The organism is Aquibium sp. A9E412 (assembly GCF_030398335.1).
GTDB lineage: Bacteria > Pseudomonadota > Alphaproteobacteria > Rhizobiales > Rhizobiaceae > A9E412.
Window position 1 is genome coordinate 1 of sequence record NZ_JAOAOP010000019.1, and the last position, 19,539, is coordinate 19,539.

24 protein-coding genes are annotated in these 19,539 nt (G+C 70.2%); 12 read left to right on the forward strand and 12 right to left on the reverse strand.

Annotation, left to right across the window (positions count from 1 at the left end):
- Together N1F89_RS09270 and N1F89_RS09275 are read left to right on the forward strand one after the other, a co-directional pair.
- On the forward strand, positions 1-364 hold a 364-nt coding region (locus N1F89_RS09270), incomplete at its 5' end, for a Smr/MutS family protein (protein ID WP_290083618.1).
- A complete protein-coding gene (locus N1F89_RS09275; RefSeq protein WP_290083620.1) occupies positions 361-750 on the forward strand; it encodes a helix-turn-helix transcriptional regulator in 390 nt (129 codons plus the stop codon). The genes N1F89_RS09270 and N1F89_RS09275, both read left to right, overlap by 4 nt.
- Here N1F89_RS09275 and N1F89_RS09280 read toward each other — a convergent pair.
- The 3 genes from N1F89_RS09280 to hslV form a co-directional block, all read right to left on the reverse strand.
- Positions 745-1,710, reverse strand: coding sequence for a DUF1402 family protein (locus tag N1F89_RS09280; protein WP_290083622.1), 966 nt, complete (start codon positions 1,708-1,710; stop codon positions 745-747). The genes N1F89_RS09275 and N1F89_RS09280 overlap by 6 nt on opposite strands.
- A gap of 125 nt (positions 1,711-1,835) precedes the next feature.
- Entirely contained in the window at positions 1,836-3,146 is a 1,311-nt protein-coding gene (hslU, locus tag N1F89_RS09285) for an ATP-dependent protease ATPase subunit HslU (RefSeq protein WP_290083624.1), read from the reverse strand.
- A gap of 78 nt (positions 3,147-3,224) precedes the next feature.
- A complete protein-coding gene (gene hslV, locus N1F89_RS09290) occupies positions 3,225-3,773 on the reverse strand; it encodes an ATP-dependent protease subunit HslV (RefSeq protein WP_290083626.1) in 549 nt (182 codons plus the stop codon).
- A 177-nt stretch (positions 3,774-3,950) separates the two neighbouring features.
- On the opposite strand from hslV, the gene hisB reads away from it, so the two are divergent.
- The 5 genes from hisB to hisA all read left to right on the forward strand — a co-directional run bounded on the left by hisB (position 3,951) and on the right by hisA (position 7,188).
- On the forward strand, positions 3,951-4,562 hold the full coding sequence (gene hisB, locus N1F89_RS09295; RefSeq protein WP_290083628.1) for an imidazoleglycerol-phosphate dehydratase HisB: 612 nt from the start codon (positions 3,951-3,953) through the stop codon (positions 4,560-4,562).
- A 322-nt stretch (positions 4,563-4,884) separates the two neighbouring features.
- Positions 4,885-5,388 carry a DUF2628 domain-containing protein gene (locus tag N1F89_RS09300; RefSeq protein WP_290083630.1) on the forward strand — a complete coding sequence of 168 codons (504 nt, stop codon included), beginning with the start codon at positions 4,885-4,887 and terminating at the stop codon, positions 5,386-5,388.
- Position 5,389: 1 nt separating this feature from the next.
- The gene (gene hisH / locus N1F89_RS09305) at positions 5,390-6,040 is read left to right on the forward strand and encodes an imidazole glycerol phosphate synthase subunit HisH (protein ID WP_290083632.1); all 651 of its coding nucleotides are present in this window, start codon (positions 5,390-5,392) and stop codon (positions 6,038-6,040) included.
- Between the two features lie 115 nt (positions 6,041-6,155).
- Positions 6,156-6,446: a DUF1330 domain-containing protein gene (locus N1F89_RS09310; RefSeq protein WP_290083708.1), complete on the forward strand. Its 291-nt coding sequence runs from the start codon at positions 6,156-6,158 to the stop codon at positions 6,444-6,446.
- A 4-nt stretch (positions 6,447-6,450) separates the two neighbouring features.
- Positions 6,451-7,188, forward strand: a complete 738-nt coding sequence (gene hisA / locus N1F89_RS09315) for a 1-(5-phosphoribosyl)-5-[(5-phosphoribosylamino)methylideneamino]imidazole-4-carboxamide isomerase (RefSeq protein WP_290083634.1) — start codon at positions 6,451-6,453, stop codon at positions 7,186-7,188.
- Between the two features lie 141 nt (positions 7,189-7,329).
- Here the strand turns inward: hisA and N1F89_RS09320 are convergent, their stop codons facing one another.
- On the reverse strand, positions 7,330-8,076 hold the full coding sequence (locus N1F89_RS09320; RefSeq protein ID WP_290083636.1) for a DUF3800 domain-containing protein: 747 nt from the start codon (positions 8,074-8,076) through the stop codon (positions 7,330-7,332).
- A 157-nt stretch (positions 8,077-8,233) separates the two neighbouring features.
- Here N1F89_RS09320 and hisF point away from each other — a divergent pair, with 157 nt between their 5' ends.
- From hisF to coaA, 3 genes are read left to right on the forward strand one after another with little or no spacing between them, the layout of a single operon-like run.
- A complete protein-coding gene (gene hisF, locus N1F89_RS09325; RefSeq protein WP_290083638.1) occupies positions 8,234-9,037 on the forward strand; it encodes an imidazole glycerol phosphate synthase subunit HisF in 804 nt (267 codons plus the stop codon).
- Positions 9,034-9,357, forward strand: coding sequence for a phosphoribosyl-ATP diphosphatase (locus N1F89_RS09330; RefSeq protein ID WP_290083640.1), 324 nt, complete (start codon positions 9,034-9,036; stop codon positions 9,355-9,357). The genes hisF and N1F89_RS09330 overlap by 4 nt, the downstream gene beginning before the upstream one ends.
- Positions 9,358-9,390: 33 nt before the next feature.
- Entirely contained in the window at positions 9,391-10,350 is a 960-nt protein-coding gene (gene coaA / locus N1F89_RS09335; protein ID WP_290083641.1) for a type I pantothenate kinase, read from the forward strand.
- Between the two features lie 7 nt (positions 10,351-10,357).
- On the opposite strand, the gene N1F89_RS09340 is transcribed toward coaA, so the two are convergent.
- Positions 10,358-11,458 carry a phosphatase PAP2 family protein gene (locus N1F89_RS09340; protein WP_290083643.1) on the reverse strand — a complete coding sequence of 367 codons (1,101 nt, stop codon included), beginning with the start codon at positions 11,456-11,458 and terminating at the stop codon, positions 10,358-10,360.
- A gap of 192 nt (positions 11,459-11,650) precedes the next feature.
- On the opposite strand from N1F89_RS09340, the gene coaBC reads away from it, so the two are divergent.
- Positions 11,651-12,871 carry a bifunctional phosphopantothenoylcysteine decarboxylase/phosphopantothenate--cysteine ligase CoaBC gene (gene coaBC, locus N1F89_RS09345; RefSeq protein ID WP_290083645.1) on the forward strand — a complete coding sequence of 407 codons (1,221 nt, stop codon included), beginning with the start codon at positions 11,651-11,653 and terminating at the stop codon, positions 12,869-12,871.
- Positions 12,868-13,407, forward strand: a complete 540-nt coding sequence (locus N1F89_RS09350) for a GNAT family N-acetyltransferase (RefSeq protein WP_290083647.1) — start codon at positions 12,868-12,870, stop codon at positions 13,405-13,407. The genes coaBC and N1F89_RS09350 overlap by 4 nt, the downstream gene beginning before the upstream one ends.
- A gap of 16 nt (positions 13,408-13,423) precedes the next feature.
- Here N1F89_RS09350 and N1F89_RS09355 read toward each other — a convergent pair whose 3' ends face one another.
- From N1F89_RS09355 to N1F89_RS09385, 7 genes are all read right to left on the reverse strand, one after another.
- Complete coding sequence (locus N1F89_RS09355; RefSeq protein WP_354670316.1) at positions 13,424-13,816, reverse strand: VOC family protein; 393 nt, start codon at positions 13,814-13,816, stop codon at positions 13,424-13,426.
- Positions 13,817-13,974: 158 nt separating this feature from the next.
- Positions 13,975-14,514 (reverse strand): SRPBCC family protein, encoded by a 540-nt coding sequence (locus N1F89_RS09360; RefSeq protein ID WP_290083649.1) that lies wholly within the window; start codon positions 14,512-14,514, stop codon positions 13,975-13,977.
- Positions 14,504-14,911 carry a metalloregulator ArsR/SmtB family transcription factor gene (locus N1F89_RS09365; RefSeq protein WP_290083651.1) on the reverse strand — a complete coding sequence of 136 codons (408 nt, stop codon included), beginning with the start codon at positions 14,909-14,911 and terminating at the stop codon, positions 14,504-14,506. Before N1F89_RS09365 ends, N1F89_RS09360 begins: the two co-directional genes overlap by 11 nt.
- A gap of 215 nt (positions 14,912-15,126) precedes the next feature.
- On the reverse strand, positions 15,127-15,783 hold the full coding sequence (locus N1F89_RS09370) for a peroxiredoxin (RefSeq protein WP_290083652.1): 657 nt from the start codon (positions 15,781-15,783) through the stop codon (positions 15,127-15,129).
- 69 nt (positions 15,784-15,852) lie between these two features.
- Positions 15,853-17,517, reverse strand: a complete 1,665-nt coding sequence (locus N1F89_RS09375) for an alpha/beta-hydrolase family protein (protein ID WP_290083654.1) — start codon at positions 17,515-17,517, stop codon at positions 15,853-15,855.
- A gap of 82 nt (positions 17,518-17,599) precedes the next feature.
- A complete protein-coding gene (locus tag N1F89_RS09380) occupies positions 17,600-19,192 on the reverse strand; it encodes a peptide chain release factor 3 (RefSeq protein ID WP_290083656.1) in 1,593 nt (530 codons plus the stop codon).
- Between the two features lie 105 nt (positions 19,193-19,297).
- Positions 19,298-19,513 (reverse strand): DUF6356 family protein, encoded by a 216-nt coding sequence (locus tag N1F89_RS09385; protein WP_290083657.1) that lies wholly within the window; start codon positions 19,511-19,513, stop codon positions 19,298-19,300.
- Positions 19,514-19,539 lie beyond the last annotated feature (26 nt).

The following is a 19,539-nucleotide window of genomic DNA, read 5'->3' on the forward strand; positions in this document are numbered from 1 at the left end:
GGTGGGGCCGGGGCAGGCGTCGGCGGGTTCGGTCGACCGGCCGACGCGGGCGAAGCTGGCCCGCGGCCGCGTGCCGCTCGAGGCGCGCGTCGACCTGCACGGCATGACGCAGGCCGAGGCGCACGGGCTGCTCCTGTCGTTCCTGCGCCGCGCCCATGCCGGCGGGCTGCGCCACGTGCTGGTCATCACCGGCAAGGGCTCGGCGCCCGGCGACAGCGGCGTGCTCCGCCGGGCCGTGCCGCAGTGGCTCGCCACGACGCCCTTCCGGCCGCTCGTCTCCGGCGTGTCGGAGGCCGGCCGCCGGCATGGCGGCGGCGGCGCGCTCTACGTCCGGCTGCGCCGGACCGGGAGCGAGCGGCCGTGACCCCGTTCGGCGAGCGTGTGCGCCAGTTGCGGCGCGAGCGCGGCATCTCGCAGCAGGCGATGGCCGAGGCGCTCGGCGTCAGCGCCGGCTACCTGTCGGCCCTCGAGCACGGCCGGCGCAGCCCGCCGAACTGGGCGATGGTGCAGAAGGTGATCGGCTTCTTCAACGTCATCTGGGACGAGGCGGAGGAGCTGGAGCGGCTGGCGCGCGTTTCGCATCCCCGCGTCGCCGTCGACACCGCCGGTCTGTCGCCGCGCGCCACCGCGCTCGCCAACCGGCTGGCCGAGACCGTCGGCGAGCTCGACGAGACGGCGCTGGAGCGGCTGACCGAGCAGCTCGAGACGGCGCTGCGCGGCAGCCGCCGGCGGGCCCGGCGCCGTTCATGACGGGGCGAGCAGCGCCTCCAGCTCCTCGAGCTTGTCGTTGACCAGCCAGCCGTAATAGTTCTCCTGCGGCAGCCGCGGCCGGCGGCCGGTCCGCCGGCGCTCGGCGTTCTCGGCGGCCAGCGTGCGGGCGCGCGCCTCCGGATTGCCGAGATTGTAGAGCGTGGCGGTGATGCCCGGATTGCCGGAGATGTCGTAGCCGGCGATCTCCTCATAGGCCTCGATCGCGGCCTTCAGCGTCGCCGCGACATAGGCGAGCGTCATGTCGGGGTCCATGATCGTGCGGTAGACGTCCTGCGGCTGCCGGTGGTCGAGCTTCGGCAGCTTCGAGGTCTCCGCCACGCGGTCGGTCATCTGCAGCGCGGTCAGCGGGTTGAGCTGGCCGATGCCGAAGGTCTGGCCGGCATAGAAGGGCTGGAAGAAGACGGCCGAGAAGCGGTCGTCGGGAAACGCGCTTCCCTCGACGGTCCTGCCGCGGAAGCTCGTCTCCCACACCGCCTCGCGACAGCTCCACAGCGCGTAGCTGTCGTCCATGTCGCAGCCGGCGAACTGCGGCCGCGCGATGAAGTCGTCGATGTCCTCGCCGCCATGGGCGAAGGCGAAGCGGCTGTTCAGGTAGGACACCGCCTTGACGTAGTAGGTCTGCAGCCGGTCGTAGGCGTCGACGTTGTAGCTGTGCTCGCCGACCAGCGCGCCGACGATGTGGATCGGCGCGATGTCGTAGTCGGCCGCCACCGCGCGGATCTTGCCGATCAGCGCCGGGTCGTTTTTCAAAAGGTCGTGGATCTTGCGGTATTTCGCCTCGTAGGTCGTCTTCAGCGCCTGCGTGCGCCGTGCCGAGGCACCGGGCACCGGCGGCTGCTCCGCATTGCGGTTGCCCGGCGGCACAGGGGTCGCCGCCACGGCCGGCGCGGCGGCCAGCCATGCAAGGCACAGGGCGATGAGGAGCGGTCGGATCGGCATCGGCAGGTCGGTTCGCAAGCGCGTCGGGCGCAGCAAACTAGGCGCTGCGCGCCGCCGAGTCGAGGCGCCGGCGCATGCCGGCGGCCGGCCGTGCCCTTTCGGCCACAGCCGGCGGCGAGCCCGCGCTACAGGATGAAGCGCGACAGGTCGGTGTTCTTGGCCAGGTCGCCGACATTGGCGTCGACATAGTCGGCGTCGATCACCACGGTCGTGTCGGGGCGGTCGGGGGCCTCGAAGGAGATCTCGTCGAGCACCCGCTCCATCACCGTCTGCAGCCGCCGCGCGCCGATGTTCTCGACGCTCGCGTTGAGGTCGACGGCGATGCCGGCCAGCCGGTCGATGGCGTCGTCGGTGAACTCCAGGCTCACCCCTTCGGTCGCCATCAGCGCCACATACTGCTTGATGAGGCTCGCCTCGGTCTCCGTCAGGATGCGACGGAAGTCCTTCTTCTCCAGCGCCCTGAGCTCGACGCGGATCGGCAGCCGGCCCTGCAGCTCGGGCAGCAGGTCGGACGGCTTGGAGACGTGGAAGGCGCCCGAGGCGATGAACAGCACGTGGTCGGTCTTCACCGGGCCGTACTTGGTCGCCACCGTCGTGCCCTCGACCAGCGGCAGCAGGTCGCGCTGCACGCCCTCGCGCGAGACGCCGGCGCCGAGCCCGCCCTCGCGGGTGGCGATCTTGTCGATCTCGTCGAGGAAGACGATGCCGTCGTTCTGCGCCGTCGCCAGCGCCCGCTGGATCACCTGGTCCTGGTCGAGCAGCTTGTCGGACTCGTCGTCGATCAGGTGCTTGTAGGACTCCTTGACCGTGGTCTTGACGGTTTTCTTCTGGCCGCCGCCCATCGCCTTCGACAACAGCTCGTTGATGTTGAGCACGCCAATGTTGGCGCCGGGCATGCCGGGAATGTCGAGCCCCGGCATGCCGGGATTGCTGTCCGACACCTCGACCTCGATCTCCTTGTCGTCGAGCTCGCCGTTGCGCAGCTTCTTGCGGAAGCTGTCGCGCGTCGCCGGGCTGGCCTGCTTGCCGACCAGCGCGTCGACCACCCGCTCCTCGGCGTTGAGATGGGCCCTGGCGCGCACGCCCTCGCGCATCTTCTCGCGCGTCAGGCCGATCGACACCTCGACCAGGTCGCGGATGATCTGCTCGACGTCGCGGCCGACATAGCCGACCTCGGTGAACTTGGTCGCCTCGACCTTGATGAACGGCGCGCCGGCCAGCCGCGCCAGGCGGCGCGAGATCTCCGTCTTGCCGACGCCGGTCGGGCCGATCATCAGGATGTTCTTGGGCATCACCTCCTCGCGCAGCCCGGCCTCGAGCTGCTGGCGCCGCCAGCGGTTGCGCAGCGCGATCGCCACCGCCCGCTTGGCGTCCTTCTGGCCGATGATGTAGCGGTCGAGCTCGGAGACGATCTCGCGCGGGGAAAACGTGGTCATGGCTGCGTCTCGTGGTTCGTGTCGTGGTGCATGATGTCGGGCGGCGCGCCGCGGCCGGGCCGCCGGCGCAGGCCGGGCCTACGCGGCATCGAGGGTTTCCACCACGATCGAATCGTTGGTGTAGATGCAGATGCTGGCGGCGATCTGCATCGCCTTGCGGGCGATCGCCTCGGCGTCGAGATCGCTGTCGAGCAGCGCCCGCGCGGCGGCCAGGGCGTAGTTGCCGCCCGAGCCGATGGCCATCACGCCTTCCTCCGGCTCCAGCACGTCGCCGTTGCCGGTCAGCGCCAGGGTGATCGACTTGTCGGCGACCAGCATCATCGCCTCCAGCCGGCGCAGGTAGCGGTCGGTGCGCCAGTCCTTGGCGAGCTCCACGCAGGCGCGCATCAGCTGGTCGGGATACTGCTCGAGCTTGCCGTCGAGCCGCTCGAGCAGGGTGAAGGCGTCGGCGGTGGCGCCGGCGAAGCCGGCGATCACGTTGCCCTTGCCGATGCGGCGCACCTTGCGCGCGTTGCCCTTCATGATGGTCTGGCCCATGCTCACCTGGCCGTCGCCGGCGATCACCGCCTTGCCGCCCTTGCGCACGGTGACGATCGTGGTGGCATGCATCGAGGTCTGACTGTCCATGGGATACTCCGTCGCGCCGACCGGCCGGCTGCCGCGCCGGTCGAGGGCCTTATGTATGTGGCATGGCCGTGATTGCAAACCGCGCCGGCGCGGCCGCCGCGCGCCCGGCGATGGCTCTGGCCATGGCGGGCGGCCGCTGCTAGAAGGCACACCTCCTCGCAACGGAGCGCACGCTTCATGGCATCCGGCAGCACGGCGCGCACGGCCAGCATCACGCGCGGCACCAACGAGACCGCGATCGCGGTGACCGTCGATCTCGACGGCACCGGCCGCTTCGACATCGCCACCGGCGTCGGCTTCTTCGACCACATGCTCGAGCAGCTCTCGCGCCATGCGCTGATCGACGTGACCTTGAAGGCGGAGGGCGACCTGCACATCGACGACCACCACACGGTGGAGGATTGCGGCATCGCGCTCGGCCAGGCGATCGCCCGCGCGCTCGGCGAGCGGCGCGGCATCGTGCGCTACGCCTCGCTCGACCTGGCGATGGACGAGGCGCTGACGCGCGCGGCGATCGACGTGTCGGGCCGTCCCTTCCTGGTGTGGAACGTCGCGTTCCCGGCCGCCAAGATCGGCAGCTTCGACACGGAGCTGGTGCGCGAGTTCTTCCAGGCACTGGCCCAGAACGCCGGCCTCACGCTGCATGTGAGCAATCTCTACGGCGCCAACGCGCACCACATCGCCGAGACCTGCTTCAAGGCGGTGGCGCGCGTGCTGCGCGCGGCCATCGCGCCGGACGACCGCCAGCCCGGCGCGATCCCCTCGACCAAGGGCACGCTCGGCGGCTAGGACATCATGCGAGAGAGCGGGGCCGGGTTTTTCGCAGATAGCGATGCGACCACAAACAGACAGCGCACACGTTCCGATTCCGTCAGAACGCATTGTGCTCGAGAGCGTTTGCAGGCGAAGTGGAAACCGGTTCGCCGTTGGCGAACGCATTGAAACGACAACTCGGAGCCGGTCTGCGTTTCCCTGAAGGGCAGATCGGCTCCGGAGCGTGATCGCGGGCGGTCGTTGCCGCGGCCGGTCGCGGGTGCACCACACAGGCAGAGGCCGGCCGCCGCACGGGCGGGACGGCCGCTGCGCAACGATCGACAGGACGAAGAGATCCATGGCCAGCTACGTCGTCATGGTCCCGCCCGACGGGGCGGCCGCCGCACCAGAGGAGCGCGCCCAAGCGGTGCGCGACGGCTTCGCCGTCTTCGCCTTCCTGGCGCCGTTGCTGTGGTTCCTGTGGCATCGCATGTGGATCGAGGCGCTGGCCACGCTGGTGGTCGCCGTCGGTCTCGGCCTGCTGTCGCGCGTCGACGCCGTGTCGGCCGCGCTGCCGGTGATCTCGCTCGCCGTCTCGGCGCTGTTCGGGCTCGAGGCGCAGACGCTGCGCATCGCCGCCCTGCGGCGCCGCGGCTGGCGGAGCTGGGGTGTCGTCGAGGCCGGCTCGCGCGACGAGGCGGAGGCGCGCTACGTGGCGGAAGCGGTCGCCGCGCAGGAGGCGCGCGCCGCATCGCCCGCGCCGGCGCGGCCGGCCGTCGCCAATCCGCCGGCCGGCGTGCCCGGCCGGCCGCCGCGCACCGGCCCCGCCTTCGGCCTGCTCGACTACCCCTGGAAGCGCTGACATGCGCGTCGCCATCATCGACTACGGCTCGGGCAACCTGCGCTCGGCGCTCAAGGCTTTCGAGCGCGCCGCGCGCGAGGCCGGGCTCGCCGCCGAGATCGAGCTGACGGCCGAGGCCGAGCGCGTGCGCACCGCCGACCGGGTGGTGCTGCCGGGCGTCGGGGCGTTCGCCGACTGCCGCGCCGGTCTCGACGCCGTGCCCGGCATGGTCGAGGCGCTCGACGAGGCGGTGCGCGGCCGCGGCCGGCCTTTCCTCGGCATCTGCGTCGGCATGCAGCTCCTGGCGACGCGCGGTCTGGAAAAGACGGTCACCCCCGGTCTCGGCTGGATCGCCGGCGACGTGCGGCTGATCGAGCCGGCCGACGCCAGCCTGAAGATCCCGCAGATCGGCTGGAACACGCTCGACCCGCGCCGGCCGCATCCGCTGTTCGACGGCATCGCCACCGGGCCGGACGGCCTGCACGCCTATTTCGTCCATTCCTACTGGCTCGATGCGCGCGAGCCCGGCGACGTGGTCGCGGTCACCGACTATGGCGGTCCGCTGACGGCGGTGGTGGCGCGCGACAACGTGGCCGGCACCCAGTTCCACCCCGAGAAGAGCCAGACGCTCGGCCTGGCGCTGATCGGCAACTTCCTGCGCTGGGCACCCTAGAGAGGCATGCGGCCGATCGCCGACGGCAGCCCGGCCTGCCTCAGGGCGTGTGCCGCATGACCGCGCCGCCTGGCCTCGGCGCCCGGCGGCATCGAACGTAAGCGGAGACATGACAATGACGAAAAAGGGCTACTGGATGGCGATGGTCGACATCGACGACGCGGAGACCTATCGCCGCTACGTCGAGGCCAACGCGGCGGCGTTCGAGAAGTACGGCGCCCGCTTCCTGGTGCGCGGCGGCCGGCACGACGACCCGGAGGGCCCGAGCGGCGACCGCCATGTCGTCATCGAGTTCGAATCCTACGAAACCGCGCTCGCCTGCTACCGCTCGCCGGAGTATCAGGCGGCGGCGCGGATCCGGGCGCCGGCCGCGCGGGTCCGCTTTGCCATCGTCGAGGGTGTCTGACCGCATGATCCTGTTTCCCGCCATCGACCTGAAGGACGGCGCCTGCGTGCGCCTCGAGCTCGGCGACATGGAGCGCGCCACCGTCTACGGCACCGATCCGGCGGCCCAGGCGCGCGCCTTCGAGGAGGCCGGTTTCTCCTGGCTGCACGTCGTCGACCTGAACGGCGCCTTCGCCGGCCGCAGCGTCAATGCCGAGGCGGTCGAGGCCATCCTCGGCGCGACGAGCAACCCGGTGCAGCTCGGCGGCGGCATCCGCACCATGGCCGACATCGAGCGCTGGCTCGGCAAGGGCCTGGCGCGCGTCATCCTCGGCACCGTCGCCGTGCGCGACCCCGACCTGGTGCGCGCCGCCTGCAAGGCCTTTCCCGGCCGCATCGCGGTGGGCATCGACGCGCGCGGCGGCAAGGTGGCCGTCGAGGGCTGGGCCGAGGCATCGGAGCTGACGGCGCTGGAGCTCGCCCGGCGCTTCGAGGGCGCCGGCGTGGCGGCGATCGTCTACACCGACATCGACCGCGACGGCGTGCTGACCGGCATCAACTGGGAAGCGACGATCGCGCTCGCCGACGCGGTGTCGGTGCCGGTGATCGCCTCCGGCGGCCTCGCCTCGCTGGCCGACGTCGTGCGCATGACGATGCCCGACGCCGCGCGCCTGGAAGGCGCGATCTCCGGCCGCGCGCTCTATGACGGCCGCATCGACGTCGCCGAGGCGCTGCGCATCCTGCGCGAAAGGCCAACCGGATAAATACCTTGCTGCCTCAGGCTATCTCCTTGAAAGAAATAGCTTATCTTGACAGCAGGCCCTCTTCGTCCTAGATTAGGTGAAATGGATTGGGGTTTCCCGGTCGGCGTCGGGCCTTGGAGTATTCCGAGGCCTTTCGCTTTTCTATGGCACGAAGATGCCCGGCGCCGGCTTCGAGGCTCGTGGGTCGCGATACAGTTTCGGCGCGATGAGGGCGAGGGCGCGGTTGGGTTGGTTGCGTCGAAAGGCGCTGAGCCCGAGCGGACGTGCGGTCAGATCGGCGATCTGCATCCCCGTCGAGTTGTTTTTCTTGTCCACGAAGCGGATGTCGAAACCGGTGAACGGTACCGCCAGATCGTTCTGGCCGTCGACGACGCGACGAAATTCCAACTCCAGTTCGAAGTCTTCCCGTCTGCCCCGCTTCTCGAAAAGGAAGTGCGTGCGCTTGCCGCTCTGCCGCCTGCGCTTTAAGAAGCGGAACGCCTGTTGCAGACATATCCGCAGCGAGATGGCGTAGGGATTCACGGGGAAGAGGTCGAGCTTCAGGTCCGGCTTCAGGATCACGGTGCTGAAGATGGTGAACGGACTCGCCTGAAGGCAAGTGGCCAGATCGTCGAGGAAAGCTTTCCGGCGTCTCACATCCGTCAGGATACGGAAATCCTTCGACTGCTTTCGAATGTCATGTTCATGAAGAACAACCGCATCATGCCCGAAATAGCAGAATTTCAGTCTCTGGAAACGTGGGACGATTCGGGAGCAGTAGATCTTCTTTCTGAACGCACAAAGCGACAAGGAAAAGACCGGATAGTCCGGATCGACGGAAGTCAGCGAATGATCGCCGCTTTCGTCGGCATAGAAAATGAATTCGCTGTCGCTGGAACATGAGTCCATTGCGCAAGTCTATTGGACCGCTCATCCCCATGCAAAGCCGAGTGAATCGCCGAGCCGGCAGCACGATCGTGCCCGTTTCGGCAGGCAGCCCTGCGTGGCACGCGGCCGTCGAAGGCACTGGCCGGCCCGTTGCCACGCCATGCGAGGACACCGCCCGATGACCCTGAAGGCCCGCGTCATTCCCTGCCTCGACGTCAAGGACGGCCGCGTCGTCAAGGGCGTCAATTTCGTCGACCTGGTCGATGCCGGCGATCCGGTCGAGGCGGCCAAGGCCTACGACGCGGCAGGCGCCGACGAGCTGTGCTTCCTCGACATCACGGCGAGCCACGAGGAGCGCGAGACGATCTTCGACGTGGTGGCGCGCACCGCCGAGCAATGCTTCATGCCGCTGACGGTGGGCGGCGGCGTGCGCACGGTGGCCGACATCCGCAAGCTGCTGCTGGCCGGTGCCGACAAGGTGTCGATCAACACCGCCGCCGTCGCCGAGCCGCAGTTCGTCGCCCGTGCGGCCGACAAGTTCGGCGACCAGTGCATCGTCGTCGCCGTCGATGCCAAGCGCGTGTCGGAGGCCGGCGGGGCGCCGCGCTGGGAGGTCTTCACCCATGGCGGGCGCCGCGCCACCGGGCTCGACGCGGTCGACTACGCCCGCCGCGTCGTTGACCTGGGTGCCGGCGAGATCCTGCTCACCTCGATGGACCGCGACGGCACCAAGTCCGGCTACGACATCGCGCTGACGCGCGCGGTGGCCGATGCGGTGCGCGTGCCGGTCATCGCCTCGGGCGGCGTCGGCACGCTCGATCACCTGGTGGAAGGCATCCGCGACGGCCACGCGACGGCGGTGCTGGCCGCCTCGATCTTCCATTTCGGCACCCACAGCATCGCCGAGGCGAAGGCGCACATGGCGGCCGCCGGCCTGCCGGTGCGCCTCGATGCGCCGGCCGTGGCGGAGGCGGGCCGATGAGCGGCTTCGATCTCGCCGCCCTCGAGCGCATCGTCGCCGAGCGCGCCCGCTCCGGCGCTGCGGACTCGTGGACGGCCCGGCTCTATGCCGCCGGCATGGACAAGGCCGCCAAGAAGCTCGGCGAGGAGGCCGTCGAGACGGTGATCGCAGCGGTCGGCGGCGACCGCGACGCGCTCGTTTCGGAAAGCGCCGATCTTCTCTATCATTGGCTCGTGGTGCTGGCGCTGGCCGACGTTCCGCTCGAGGCCGTGCTCGACGAGCTCGAGCGGCGCACGGCCCGCTCCGGCATCGCCGAGAAGGCGGCCAGACCGCGGGACTGACAGGTGGCAGCAGAACCGGAGGTTGCACGCGCGATGGACCAGGCCGCCCCCGCCGAGGCCTATTCGCCCTATCGCGTCTTCTCGGCCGAGCGCTGGGCGCAGTTCCGCGCCGACATGCCGCTGACGCTGACCGAGGACGAGGTGCGCCGGCTGCGCTCGCTCAACGACCCGGTCGATCTCGAGGAGGTGCGCCGCGTCTACCTGTCGCTGTCGCGGCTCCTGTCGGCGCATGTCGAGGCGAGCCAGCTCCTGTTCGAGCAGCGCAAGGTGTTCTTCAACTCCGACAACGCGGTCAAGACGCCCTTCATCATCGGCATCGCCGGCTCGGTGGCGGTCGGCAAGTCGACGACGGCGCGCGTGCTCAAGGAGCTGCTCGCCCGCTGGACGTCGAGTCCCAAGGTCGATCTGGTCACCACCGACGGCTTCCTGCTGCCGAACGCCATCCTGCGCCGCGACAATCTGATGGAGCGCAAGGGCTTTCCCGACAGCTACGACGTCGGCGCCATCCTGCGCTTCCTGTCGGCCATCAAGGCGGGCGTGCGCAATGTGCGCGCGCCGCTCTACTCGCACATGACCTACGACGTGCTGCCCGGCGCCTTCGTCACCATCGACCAGCCGGACATCCTGATCTTCGAGGGCATCAACGTCCTGCAGACGCGCGACCTGCCGAGCGACGGCAAGGTGGTGCCCTTCGTGTCGGACTTCTTCGACTTCTCGATCTACATCGACGCCGACGAGGCGCTCATCCACCGCTGGTATGTCGACCGCTTCATGCGGCTGCGCGAGACCGCTTTCCGCAATCCGGATTCCTTCTTCCACCGCTACTCGCAGCTCTCGGCCGATGCCGCGCACGCCATCGCCGAGGGCCTCTGGAAGAACATCAACCTGAAGAACCTGAAGGAAAACATCCTGCCGACCCGCCCGCGCGCCGACCTGATCCTGCGCAAGGGCGAGGACCATCTGGTCGAGGAGGTCGCCCTCAGGAAGCTGTGAGATACCGTCAGGTGGCGCGCGGCGCCGGCGCCGGCAGCGCCCCCGGCGCGGTGCGCCGGCCGGCCGGCGCGGCGGCGCGGCGCACGGCCAGATAGATCGCCGCGACAAGCGGCACTGCGACGTAGGCATCGATCGCGTAGTGCCAGGCGAGATAGACCGAGCTCGCCGCGATCACCGCCAGATAGGCGCACATGAAAAGGCCGAGCCGGCGCGACACCTCGAAGGCGAAGAAGGTGTTGAGCGCGGTCAGCGCCACATGCACGCTGGGGAAGGCCGAGATGCCGGAGCCGAAGCCGGCGCGGCCCGACTCGTGCAGCCGCCACAGATAGTCCTGCAGCACCACCGCCGCGTTGGCCGCGCTGTCGCTGCGCGCCAGGAAGGCGAGCTGCTCGCCGAAGCGCGCCGCATCGCCGGTCACCAGGCCGTAGAAGGCCGGTCCGGCCGACAGGAAGAGCCCGGCGAGGAGATTGCCGACGACCACCCAGACCAGCATGAAGCACAGCACGTAGCGGCCGCGCAGCGCCGCCGCCCTGGGCGAGGTGGCGACGAAGAACAGCGTCGCGAAGGTCAGCACCAGCCAGCCGACATTGTAGTTCCACTGCACCGCCTCGCGCAGCCAGTCGCGGCCGGCCAGCGCCATCAGCGGCCGCCACGGGTCGACGCCGAAGTGCAGCCATCGGTCGATGTCGGCATGCAGCCGGTCGTACGGAAAGCCGCCGTGCCACACCGGCAGCGCGTTCTTGACCGAGGTGAAGGTGCCCTGGAAGACCATCAGCCCGGTCAACAGCGCGATGCCGCCGGCCATGTGCGCGAAGCGGCGGGCCGAAAAGATGCGCCGGGCGGCGAGCCGGCGGCGCCGGTCGAAGCGGTGCACCAGCATCACCGCATCGAAGACCAGCGCCACCGCCGGCATGAACAGCGCGAACAGCACGGTCCACTGCACGACGTAGCGCGAATAGGCGAGCCGGTCCCAGGCGCCGGCCGCGATCACGAAGGCGAGGCCGGCGAGCGTGTAGAGCGCGATCGCCAGATAGAGCCCGCCGTCGCGGCGCAGCGCGGCGCCGAGCGTCGGGACGAAGCGCGTCTGCCTGCCGTCGGCCTGTGCCATCCTCACGCGTCCTTCACCGGTCGGTCCGGTGTAGGGCGAAAACCTCAAGATTTGCTTAGGGGACGGGGCGGCGGCGCCGGGCCGGAGCGCGGCCCGCGAAGCGGCGCCGCTTTTCAAGCCGGGCGATTTCCGCCATACCGGCCGTCGCCGGCCGGCGCAGCGCCTGCCGGCACGGCCAGCGGAGCGGCGACAATGAGCCTCAGCGAAAAGCGCATCCTGCTCGTCATCGGCGGTGGCATCGCCGCCTACAAGGCGCTCGACCTGATCCGCCGGCTGAAGGAGCGTGGCGCGGCGGTGCGCTGCGTGATGACGGCGGCCGCGCAGCAGTTCGTGACGCCGCTGGCCGCCGGCGCGCTGAGCGCCGATCAGGTGTTCACCGAGCTGTTCGACCGCCAGGCCGAGCACGACGTCGGCCATATCCGTCTGGCCCGCGAGGCCGACTTGGTGGTGGTGGCGCCGGCGACGGCCGACCTGATGGCCAAGCTCGCCAACGGGCTGGCCAACGACCTGGCCTCCGCCATCCTGCTCGCCACCGAGACGCCGGTCCTGATGGCGCCGGCGATGAACCCGCGCATGTGGGCGCATCCGGCGACGCGCCGCAACCGGGAGCGGCTCGCCGCCGACGGCGTCGCCTTCGTCGGCCCCGGCCGCGGCGAGATGGCCGAGGCGGGCGAGGCGGGCGAGGGCCGCATGGCCGAGCCGCTGGAGATCGCCGCCGCTGTCGAGCGGTGTCTCGGTGCGGCCGACCGGCCGCTCGCCGGCCGCCGCGCGATCGTCACCTCCGGCCCGACGCACGAGCCGATCGATCCGGTGCGCTACGTCGCCAACCGGTCGTCCGGCCGCCAGGGCCATGCCATCGCCGCCGCCCTCGCCGGTCTCGGCGCCGAGGTGGTTCTGGTGTCGGGCCCCGTGGCGCTCGCCGACCCGCCGGGCGTCACCGTCGTGCATGTCGAGAGCGCGCGCCAGATGCGCGACGCGGTCGAGGCCGCACTGCCGGCCGATGCCGGCATCTTCGTCGCCGCCGTCGCCGACTGGCGCCCGGAGACGCACGCGGCCGAGAAGATGAAGAAGACGCCGGACGGCGCGCCGCCGGCGCTCGCCATGGTGGAGAACCCGGACATCCTGGCCACCGTCGGCCACCACGCGCAGCGTCCACGGCTCGTCGTCGGCTTCGCGGCGGAGACGCAGAACCTGCTGGAGAACGCCGCCGCCAAGCTCGCCCGCAAGGGCGCCGACCTGATCGTCGCCAACGACGTCTCGCACGACAGCGGCATCGGCCCCGGCGGCGTGATGGGCGGCGCGCGCAACCGGGTCCGGCTCGTTTCGGCCGACGGCGTCGAGGATTGGCCGGAGATGGACAAGCAGGCGGTGGCCGAGCGCCTCGCCCGGCTCGTCGCCGAGCGGCTCGCGTGAGGCAGCCGGCGGCCGGCCGCTGCGCGGCGCCGGTGCTGGAGACCGAGCGGCTGGTGCTGCGCGCCCACCGGGCCGACGATCTCGACGCCTATGCCGCCATGTGGGCCGACCCCGAGATGGCGCGCTATGTCGGCGGCCGGGCCTTCACCCGCGAGGAGGCCTGGACGCGCCTGCTGCGCCATCGCGGCTCGTGGGCGCTGCTCGGCTTCGGCTTCTGGGTGGTCACCGAGCGCGCCGGCGGCCGGCTGATCGGCGAGGCCGGCGTGCAGGAGATGCAGCGCCGGATCGACCCGCCGATGACGGGCATGCTGGAGGCCGGCTGGGGCGTGCTGCCGGAGGTTCAGGGGCGCGGCCTGGCGCGCGAGGCCGCACGCGCCGTGCTCGGCTGGGCCGAGGCGCGGTTTCCCGGCCGACCTTTCGCCTGTCTGATCGACGCCCGCCACGCGGCCTCGATCCGGCTTGCCCGCGACCTCGGCTTCCGCGATTTCGCCCTGAGCCGCTACGAGGGCGACGAGGTGGTTATCCTGCGCCGCTGACCGCCGCGATGCCCTCTCAGCGCGCCTCGAAGATCTGGATGAGGTTGCCGCATCCGTCCTCGAACAGGGCGGTGGCGGGTGACCCTGCGATCTCCGTCGGCGCGCCGCGGAATGTCACGCCTTCGGCGCGCAGCCGTTCATACTCGGCGCGGATGTCGTCGGTGGCGAAGGCGGCGGCGGGAATCCCCGCCTCGAACAGCGCCTTCTGGTAGCTGCGCGCGAAGTCGTGGCCCACCGGCTCCAGCAGCAGCTCCGTGCCGCCGCTCTGCCCGGGCGTCGTCACCGTCAGCCAGCGCGCCGCGCCGACCGGAAAATCCTGCTTCTTCTCGAAGCCCAGAATCCCGGTATAGACTCGCTCGGCCTTCTCCTGGTCGTCGACCGGCACGCTGGTCAGCGCGATTCGCAACATGGTTTCCTCCATCGGCGTGAAGCGGCCGGACGGCCGCGCGAGAGCGTCTGCAGGCGGCGCGGACCCCGCTCCGCCGTCCGAACGCGGTGACACGGCGACATCGGGCCGACCGGCGATTCCGCGGGCGGTGGAGCGGCGCGAGCGGCCGGCCTGGCGTTCTACTGGCGCGAGAAGCGTTCTCTGTAGTCCGCCTCCAGCGCCGTGATGCGCGACCAGAAGGGCGGCGTCGGGGCGCCGGCCAGGACGGCCGCAAGCACGGCGAGATGGGCGTGCCAGCCGCTCGAGACGTTGGCCATCGCATCGCCATCGGCGAGGCGGCTGTGGGTGATCACAAGCAGGGTCCGGTCGCCGTCGGGAAAGAGCTCGAAGCGCACCACGCTGCTCTCGCCGTCGCCCGGCCAGGTCATGGCGAGGACGCGCGGCGGATCGCATTCCAGAATGCGGCCTTCGCAGGCGACGCCGGTCTCGTTCATCGCGCGATAGCGCGCCGGCGGATCCTCGTCGGTGAAGTTGGCGTGGCGGAAGACGAGACGGGCCGTGCCGCCGGGGCGGAGGTCCATCGTGCCGTCGGCGAGCCATTGCCGGCGCTTGTCGGGCTGCGTGAGATAGGCCCAGATCCGCTCGGCCGGCCCCGGCAGGCGACGCTCCAGGCGCACCGTGTCGGAGGCGGTGGCCACGCCGTAGCTGTCATCGGACATCGTCGGTCCTTTCCCGGTTGCGTGAAGGGGCGGAGCGCGCCGGCGTGTCCCGTTGCGCTGCAGCCGGCGCGTCCTCGGCCGCGAGAAGCGTTTCGAGACGGTCGAGCCGGCGGCTCCAGAAGCGCTCGTAGTGCTCGAGCCAGGCCTGCGCCTCGGCCAGCCGTGCGGCCTCGAGCCGGCACAGATGCGTGCGCCCGCGCACCTCGCGCCGCACCAGGCCGGCGCGTTCCAGCACCTTCACGTGCTTGGCCGCGCCGGCGAAGCTCATCGCATAGGGGGCGGCGAGGTCGCCGATGCTGAGCGCGCCGTCGCAGAGCCGCGCGAGCATGCCGCGCCGCGTGCGATCCGAAAGGGCGTGAAAGACGATGTCGAGCGCGTCGCGTTCTTTTTCAACCATGAGGTTGAATTACATCCGGGCGGAGCAATTATCAACCGTTCGGTTTAATGATGGGATCGAGAAAAGGCCGGTGCGTGGACCGGCCTTTCGTCATTTTGCCGGCGCCGTTCGGCTTCTCACGGAAGCGCAGATCGGCTCCGGGCGGTCGTTTCAGCGCGTTTCGCGCGCGGCGGAGCGGCGTCCGCTCGGCTCGCGAACGCGCCCGCGGCGCCGGTTCAGGCGGACGGCTGCTTGGTCTTGCGCAGATAGGGCAGCACGGTCTCGAACGTGCCGAACTTCTCCTTCGCCGCGTCGTCGGAGAACGAGGTCGGAATGATGACGTCCTCGCCGACGTTCCAGTTGGCCGGCGTGGCGATGGTGTGCTTGGCCGCCGCCTGCAGGGCGTCGAGCGCGCGCAGCACCTCGGCGAAGTTGCGGCCGACATTCATCGGATAGGTCATCGACAGCTTGAGCTGCTTGTCGGGTCCGATGATGAAGACCGAGCGCACCGTGGCGCTGTCGTTCGGCGTGCGGCCGTCGGGCAGGTAGGCCTCGGCCGGCAGCATGTCGAACGCCTTGGAGACCTCGAGCTTGTCGTCGGCGATGATCGGGAAGCCGGCCTTGCTGCCGCCGACCTTCTCGATGTCGCCCTTCCACTTCTTGTGGTCCTCGACATTGTCGACCGAGATGCCGATCACCTTGGTGCCGCGCTTGGCCCACTCGTCGGAGAGCTGGGCGACGGCGCCGAACTCGGTGGTGCAAACCGGCGTGAAGTCCTTCGGATGCGAGAACAGGATCGCCCAGCTGTCGCCGATCCAGTCATGCAGCTTGAAGGTGCCCTGGTCGGTCTCGACGGTCAGGTTCGGAATCGTGTCGTTGATGCGCAGTCCCATGGCGCTACTCCTTTGTCGATTTGCACCGGAATATGAGAGGTGGCCCCGCCGGGGGCAAGGATCAACTTTTCAGTCCGCGTCCGGTGGTCGCGGGCGGTCTGCGAAATGCGCCTTGAGCCGCGCAATATCGTTCCCGTCCCAGCCCTGCGGCTCGGTCAGCGAGATCCAGGCGTCGATGTAGTCCTCATGCGCGTAGACGTGGCCGAAACCGGTCGGCGTCGTCGTCGCGAGGGCCATGTCGAGCGCCAGTTGCAGCTGCGTCACCACCGGCGTCCAGCGCAGCGCGTCCGACACGTCCGGCGCGCGCGCCCCCCGCATCCAGGCGGGTTCGCGGTAGACCGCCGTCGGCTCGAAGAAGGTCACGGGATCGCTGGCATATTGCAGGAACACGATGCGCAGCGGTCCCCAGGGCGCGAAGCCGTCGTCGAGGTGGTTCTGCTGGTTGGTGAAGCGCATCACCGAGCCGTCGCGAAAGCGCGGCAGCCAGGCCGGTGAGCCGGGCTGGCGGTCGGCCACGGCGGCGTTCCAGGTCGGCGTGGAGAACGGCGGTCCGCTCCACAGCGCGCCCTGGAACGGCTCGCCGACGATGTCGAACAGGTCGACCGACAGGTCGGAGTTGAGCGCGCCGAGGCTGAGCCCGTGCAGATAGAGCCGCGGGCGCTCGTCCTGCGGCAGGTCGCTCCAGTGCCGGTAGACGGCCGTGAACAGCGCCCGCGTGGCATCGGCGCCGTAGCCCGGCTCGATCAGCAGCGCCAGCCAGCTCGTCAGATAGGAGTACTGCACGGCGACCGAGGCGACGTCGCCGTCGTGGAGATATTCGAGCGGGTCCATGGCGGCCGGGTCGATCCAGCCGGTGCCCGTCGGGGTGACGAGGACGAGCACGCTGCGCTCGAAGGCGCCGACCCGGATCAGCTCGGCGAGCGCGAGCCGCGCGCGCGCGGCGTGCGTCGGCGCCGAGTTGAGCCCGACATAGACGCGGATCGGCTCCCTGGCGGCGCGGCCGGAGACCGCCGCGATGTCCGCGGCGCCGGGACCCGAGGCGACGAAACGCCGGCCCATCCGGCCGAGATCGTCCCAGCCGATCAGCGAGGCGGCGCTGCCGGTCTTGAAGGCCGCGCCGGGCGGCGAGAACTCGCTCTGCATCAGCGCGTCGAGCTGCCGGAAGGAGGTGTCGGCGGCCCGCAGTCCGAAGCGGAATAGCACGCCGTCGACCACCGACCAGAAGACGAGCCCGGCCAGCAGCACCGCCAGCACGTTGGCGATGCGCGGCGGGATGAAGCGCTTCATGCGCCGCGACGAGGTCGCGTGGACGAGCGTGAACAGCCGCGCCACCATCAGGATGGCGAAGAACACGGCGGCGGCGATCAGGCCGACCTCGAGCGGCCGCGCCGTCTCGACCGGGTCGAGCCCCATCGGCACGCGGATCGAGTTCTGCCATTCCGACGCCGTCCACAGGAAGCTGGCGACGACGGCGCCGCCGAACAGCGCCGCCGACCAAGTCGTCAGCCGCTCCGTCCGCGCCGAGAACGGCGGCAGCCCCATGTAGAACCAGAGCCAGCGCAGGAAGACGCCGATCGCATAGCCGGCCGCGAAGGAGCAGCCCGACAGAACACCCTGAAGCAGGAAGGAGCGCGGCACCAGGCTCGGCGTCAGCGACGCGGCGAAGAAGAGCGTGCCGATCAGCACGCCGACCGAGCAGAGCGACCGGCCGATGCGCCAGAACCTTTGGATCATCGTTCTCCCCGCATCGTCGGCGGCGCGCCGTGTCGGCAAGCCTACCGTGCCGACGGCCGCTGGCAAGGCGGCGTGCGGGCGGTCAGGCCGCTTTCTCGCGCGGCTGGTAGTCCTTGACCGCGTCGAAGCGGATCGCCGTCCAGCGCTCGGCCTCGTAGTTGAGGCCGAAGGCGTGCGGTGCCAGGAACACCGGATCGCCGTCGAGGTCGCGGGCGATGTCGCCGCGATGCGCGTTCATGAAGCGCTCGAGCTCGGCCTCGTCCGGCGCCGAGATCCAGCGGCAGACGGAGAACCGCGCCACCTCGAAGTCGACCGGCAGGCCGTACTCCACCCTCAGCCGCTCGCGCAGCACGTCGAGCTGCAGCGCGCCGACCACGCCGACGATGGCCGGCGAGCCGTCCTCCGGCGAGAAGAGCTGCACCACGCCCTCCTCGGCCATCTGCTGCAGCGCTTCCTTGAGCTTCTTGGCCTTCATCGCGTCGCCGAGGCGCACGCGCCGCAGGATCTCCGGCGCGAAGTTGGGCACGCCGCGAAAGCGCAGCTCCTCGCCCTCCGTCAGCGTGTCGCCGATCCGCAGCGTGCCGTGATTGGGGATGCCCACCACGTCGCCGGCGAAGGCCTCGTCGGCGGTGACGCGCGTCTTGGCGAAGAAGAACTGCGGCGCCGTCAGGCTGATCGGCTTGCCGGTGCGCACCAGCTTGGCCTTCATGCCGCGCGCCAGCCGGCCCGAGCACACGCGGGCGAAGGCGATGCGGTCGCGGTGGTTGGGGTCCATGTTGGCCTGGATCTTGAAGACGAAGGAGGTCATGCGCTCCTCGCCGGCCTCCACCTTGCGGCTGTCGGCCTCCTGCGCGCGCGGCCGCGGCGCGAAGCGGCCGAGCGCCTCGATCAGGTCGCGCACGCCGAAATTGCGCAGCGCCGAGCCGAAATAGACCGGCGTCAGGTGCCCCTCGCGGAAGGCCTCGACGTCGAACGGGCGGCACGCCTCGCGGGCGAGCTGCATCTCCTCCACGAAGGCCGCGCGCTCATGCTCGGGCAGTCCGCCGGACACGGCGTCGGCCTCCGGCCCGTTGACGGCGATCGGCTCGACGTCGGCATCGGAGCGGCGCATCGTGTTGTCGGCCAGGTGGTAGGTGCCGGCGAAGGAGCGGCCGCGGCCGATCGGCCAGGTCACCGGCGCGGTGTCGAGGGCCAGCTTCTGCTCGATCTCGTCGAGGATCTCGAACGGATCGCGGCTTTCGCGGTCGAGCTTGTTGACGAAGGTGACGATCGGGATGTCGCGCAGCCGGCACACCTCGAACAGCTTGAGCGTGCGCGGCTCGATGCCCTTGGCGGCGTCGATCACCATGACCGCCGAATCGACCGCCGTCAGCGTGCGGTAGGTGTCGTCGGCGAAGTCCTCGTGGCCCGGCGTGTCGAGCAGGTTGAAGACGTGGTCGCCATACTCGAACGTCATCACCGAGGTGACGACGGAGATGCCGCGCTCGCGCTCGATCTTCATCCAGTCCGAGCGCGTCTGGATGCGGTCCTTCTTCGCCTTGACCTCGCCGGCGAGCTGGATCGCGCCGCCGAACAGCAGCAGCTTCTCGGTCAGCGTCGTCTTGCCCGCGTCGGGGTGCGAAATGATCGCGAAGGTGCGGCGGCGTGCCACCGCGTCGGAAATCGTCTCGGCCATGGGCGGAAATCTCGTGTTCGCGCCGGCTTTTAGCAAGGCCGGCGCCGCGTGTCGAACGCGAAATCCCGCCGGCGGGGCGCGCGCCCCCGGCCATTCGCCCCGGCCTCAGCGCCCGCGGTTGTGCGTGCGCTCGGCCAGCTCGCGCACGATGCGGCTCGCCGTCGTCTCGAACAGGAAGGGCAGCAGCGCGTGCGTCAGCGCCGCGCCGGCGGCCAAGGTCAGACGCGAGCCGAACCACAGCGCGAAGCGCATGTGGCCGAAATAGCTTTCGCCGACCGAGCCGGGGTGTGCGGTGAACAGGCGGGCAAGGCGAGCCGTCACGGCGGTCTCCTGTCGTCGGGTTTTTC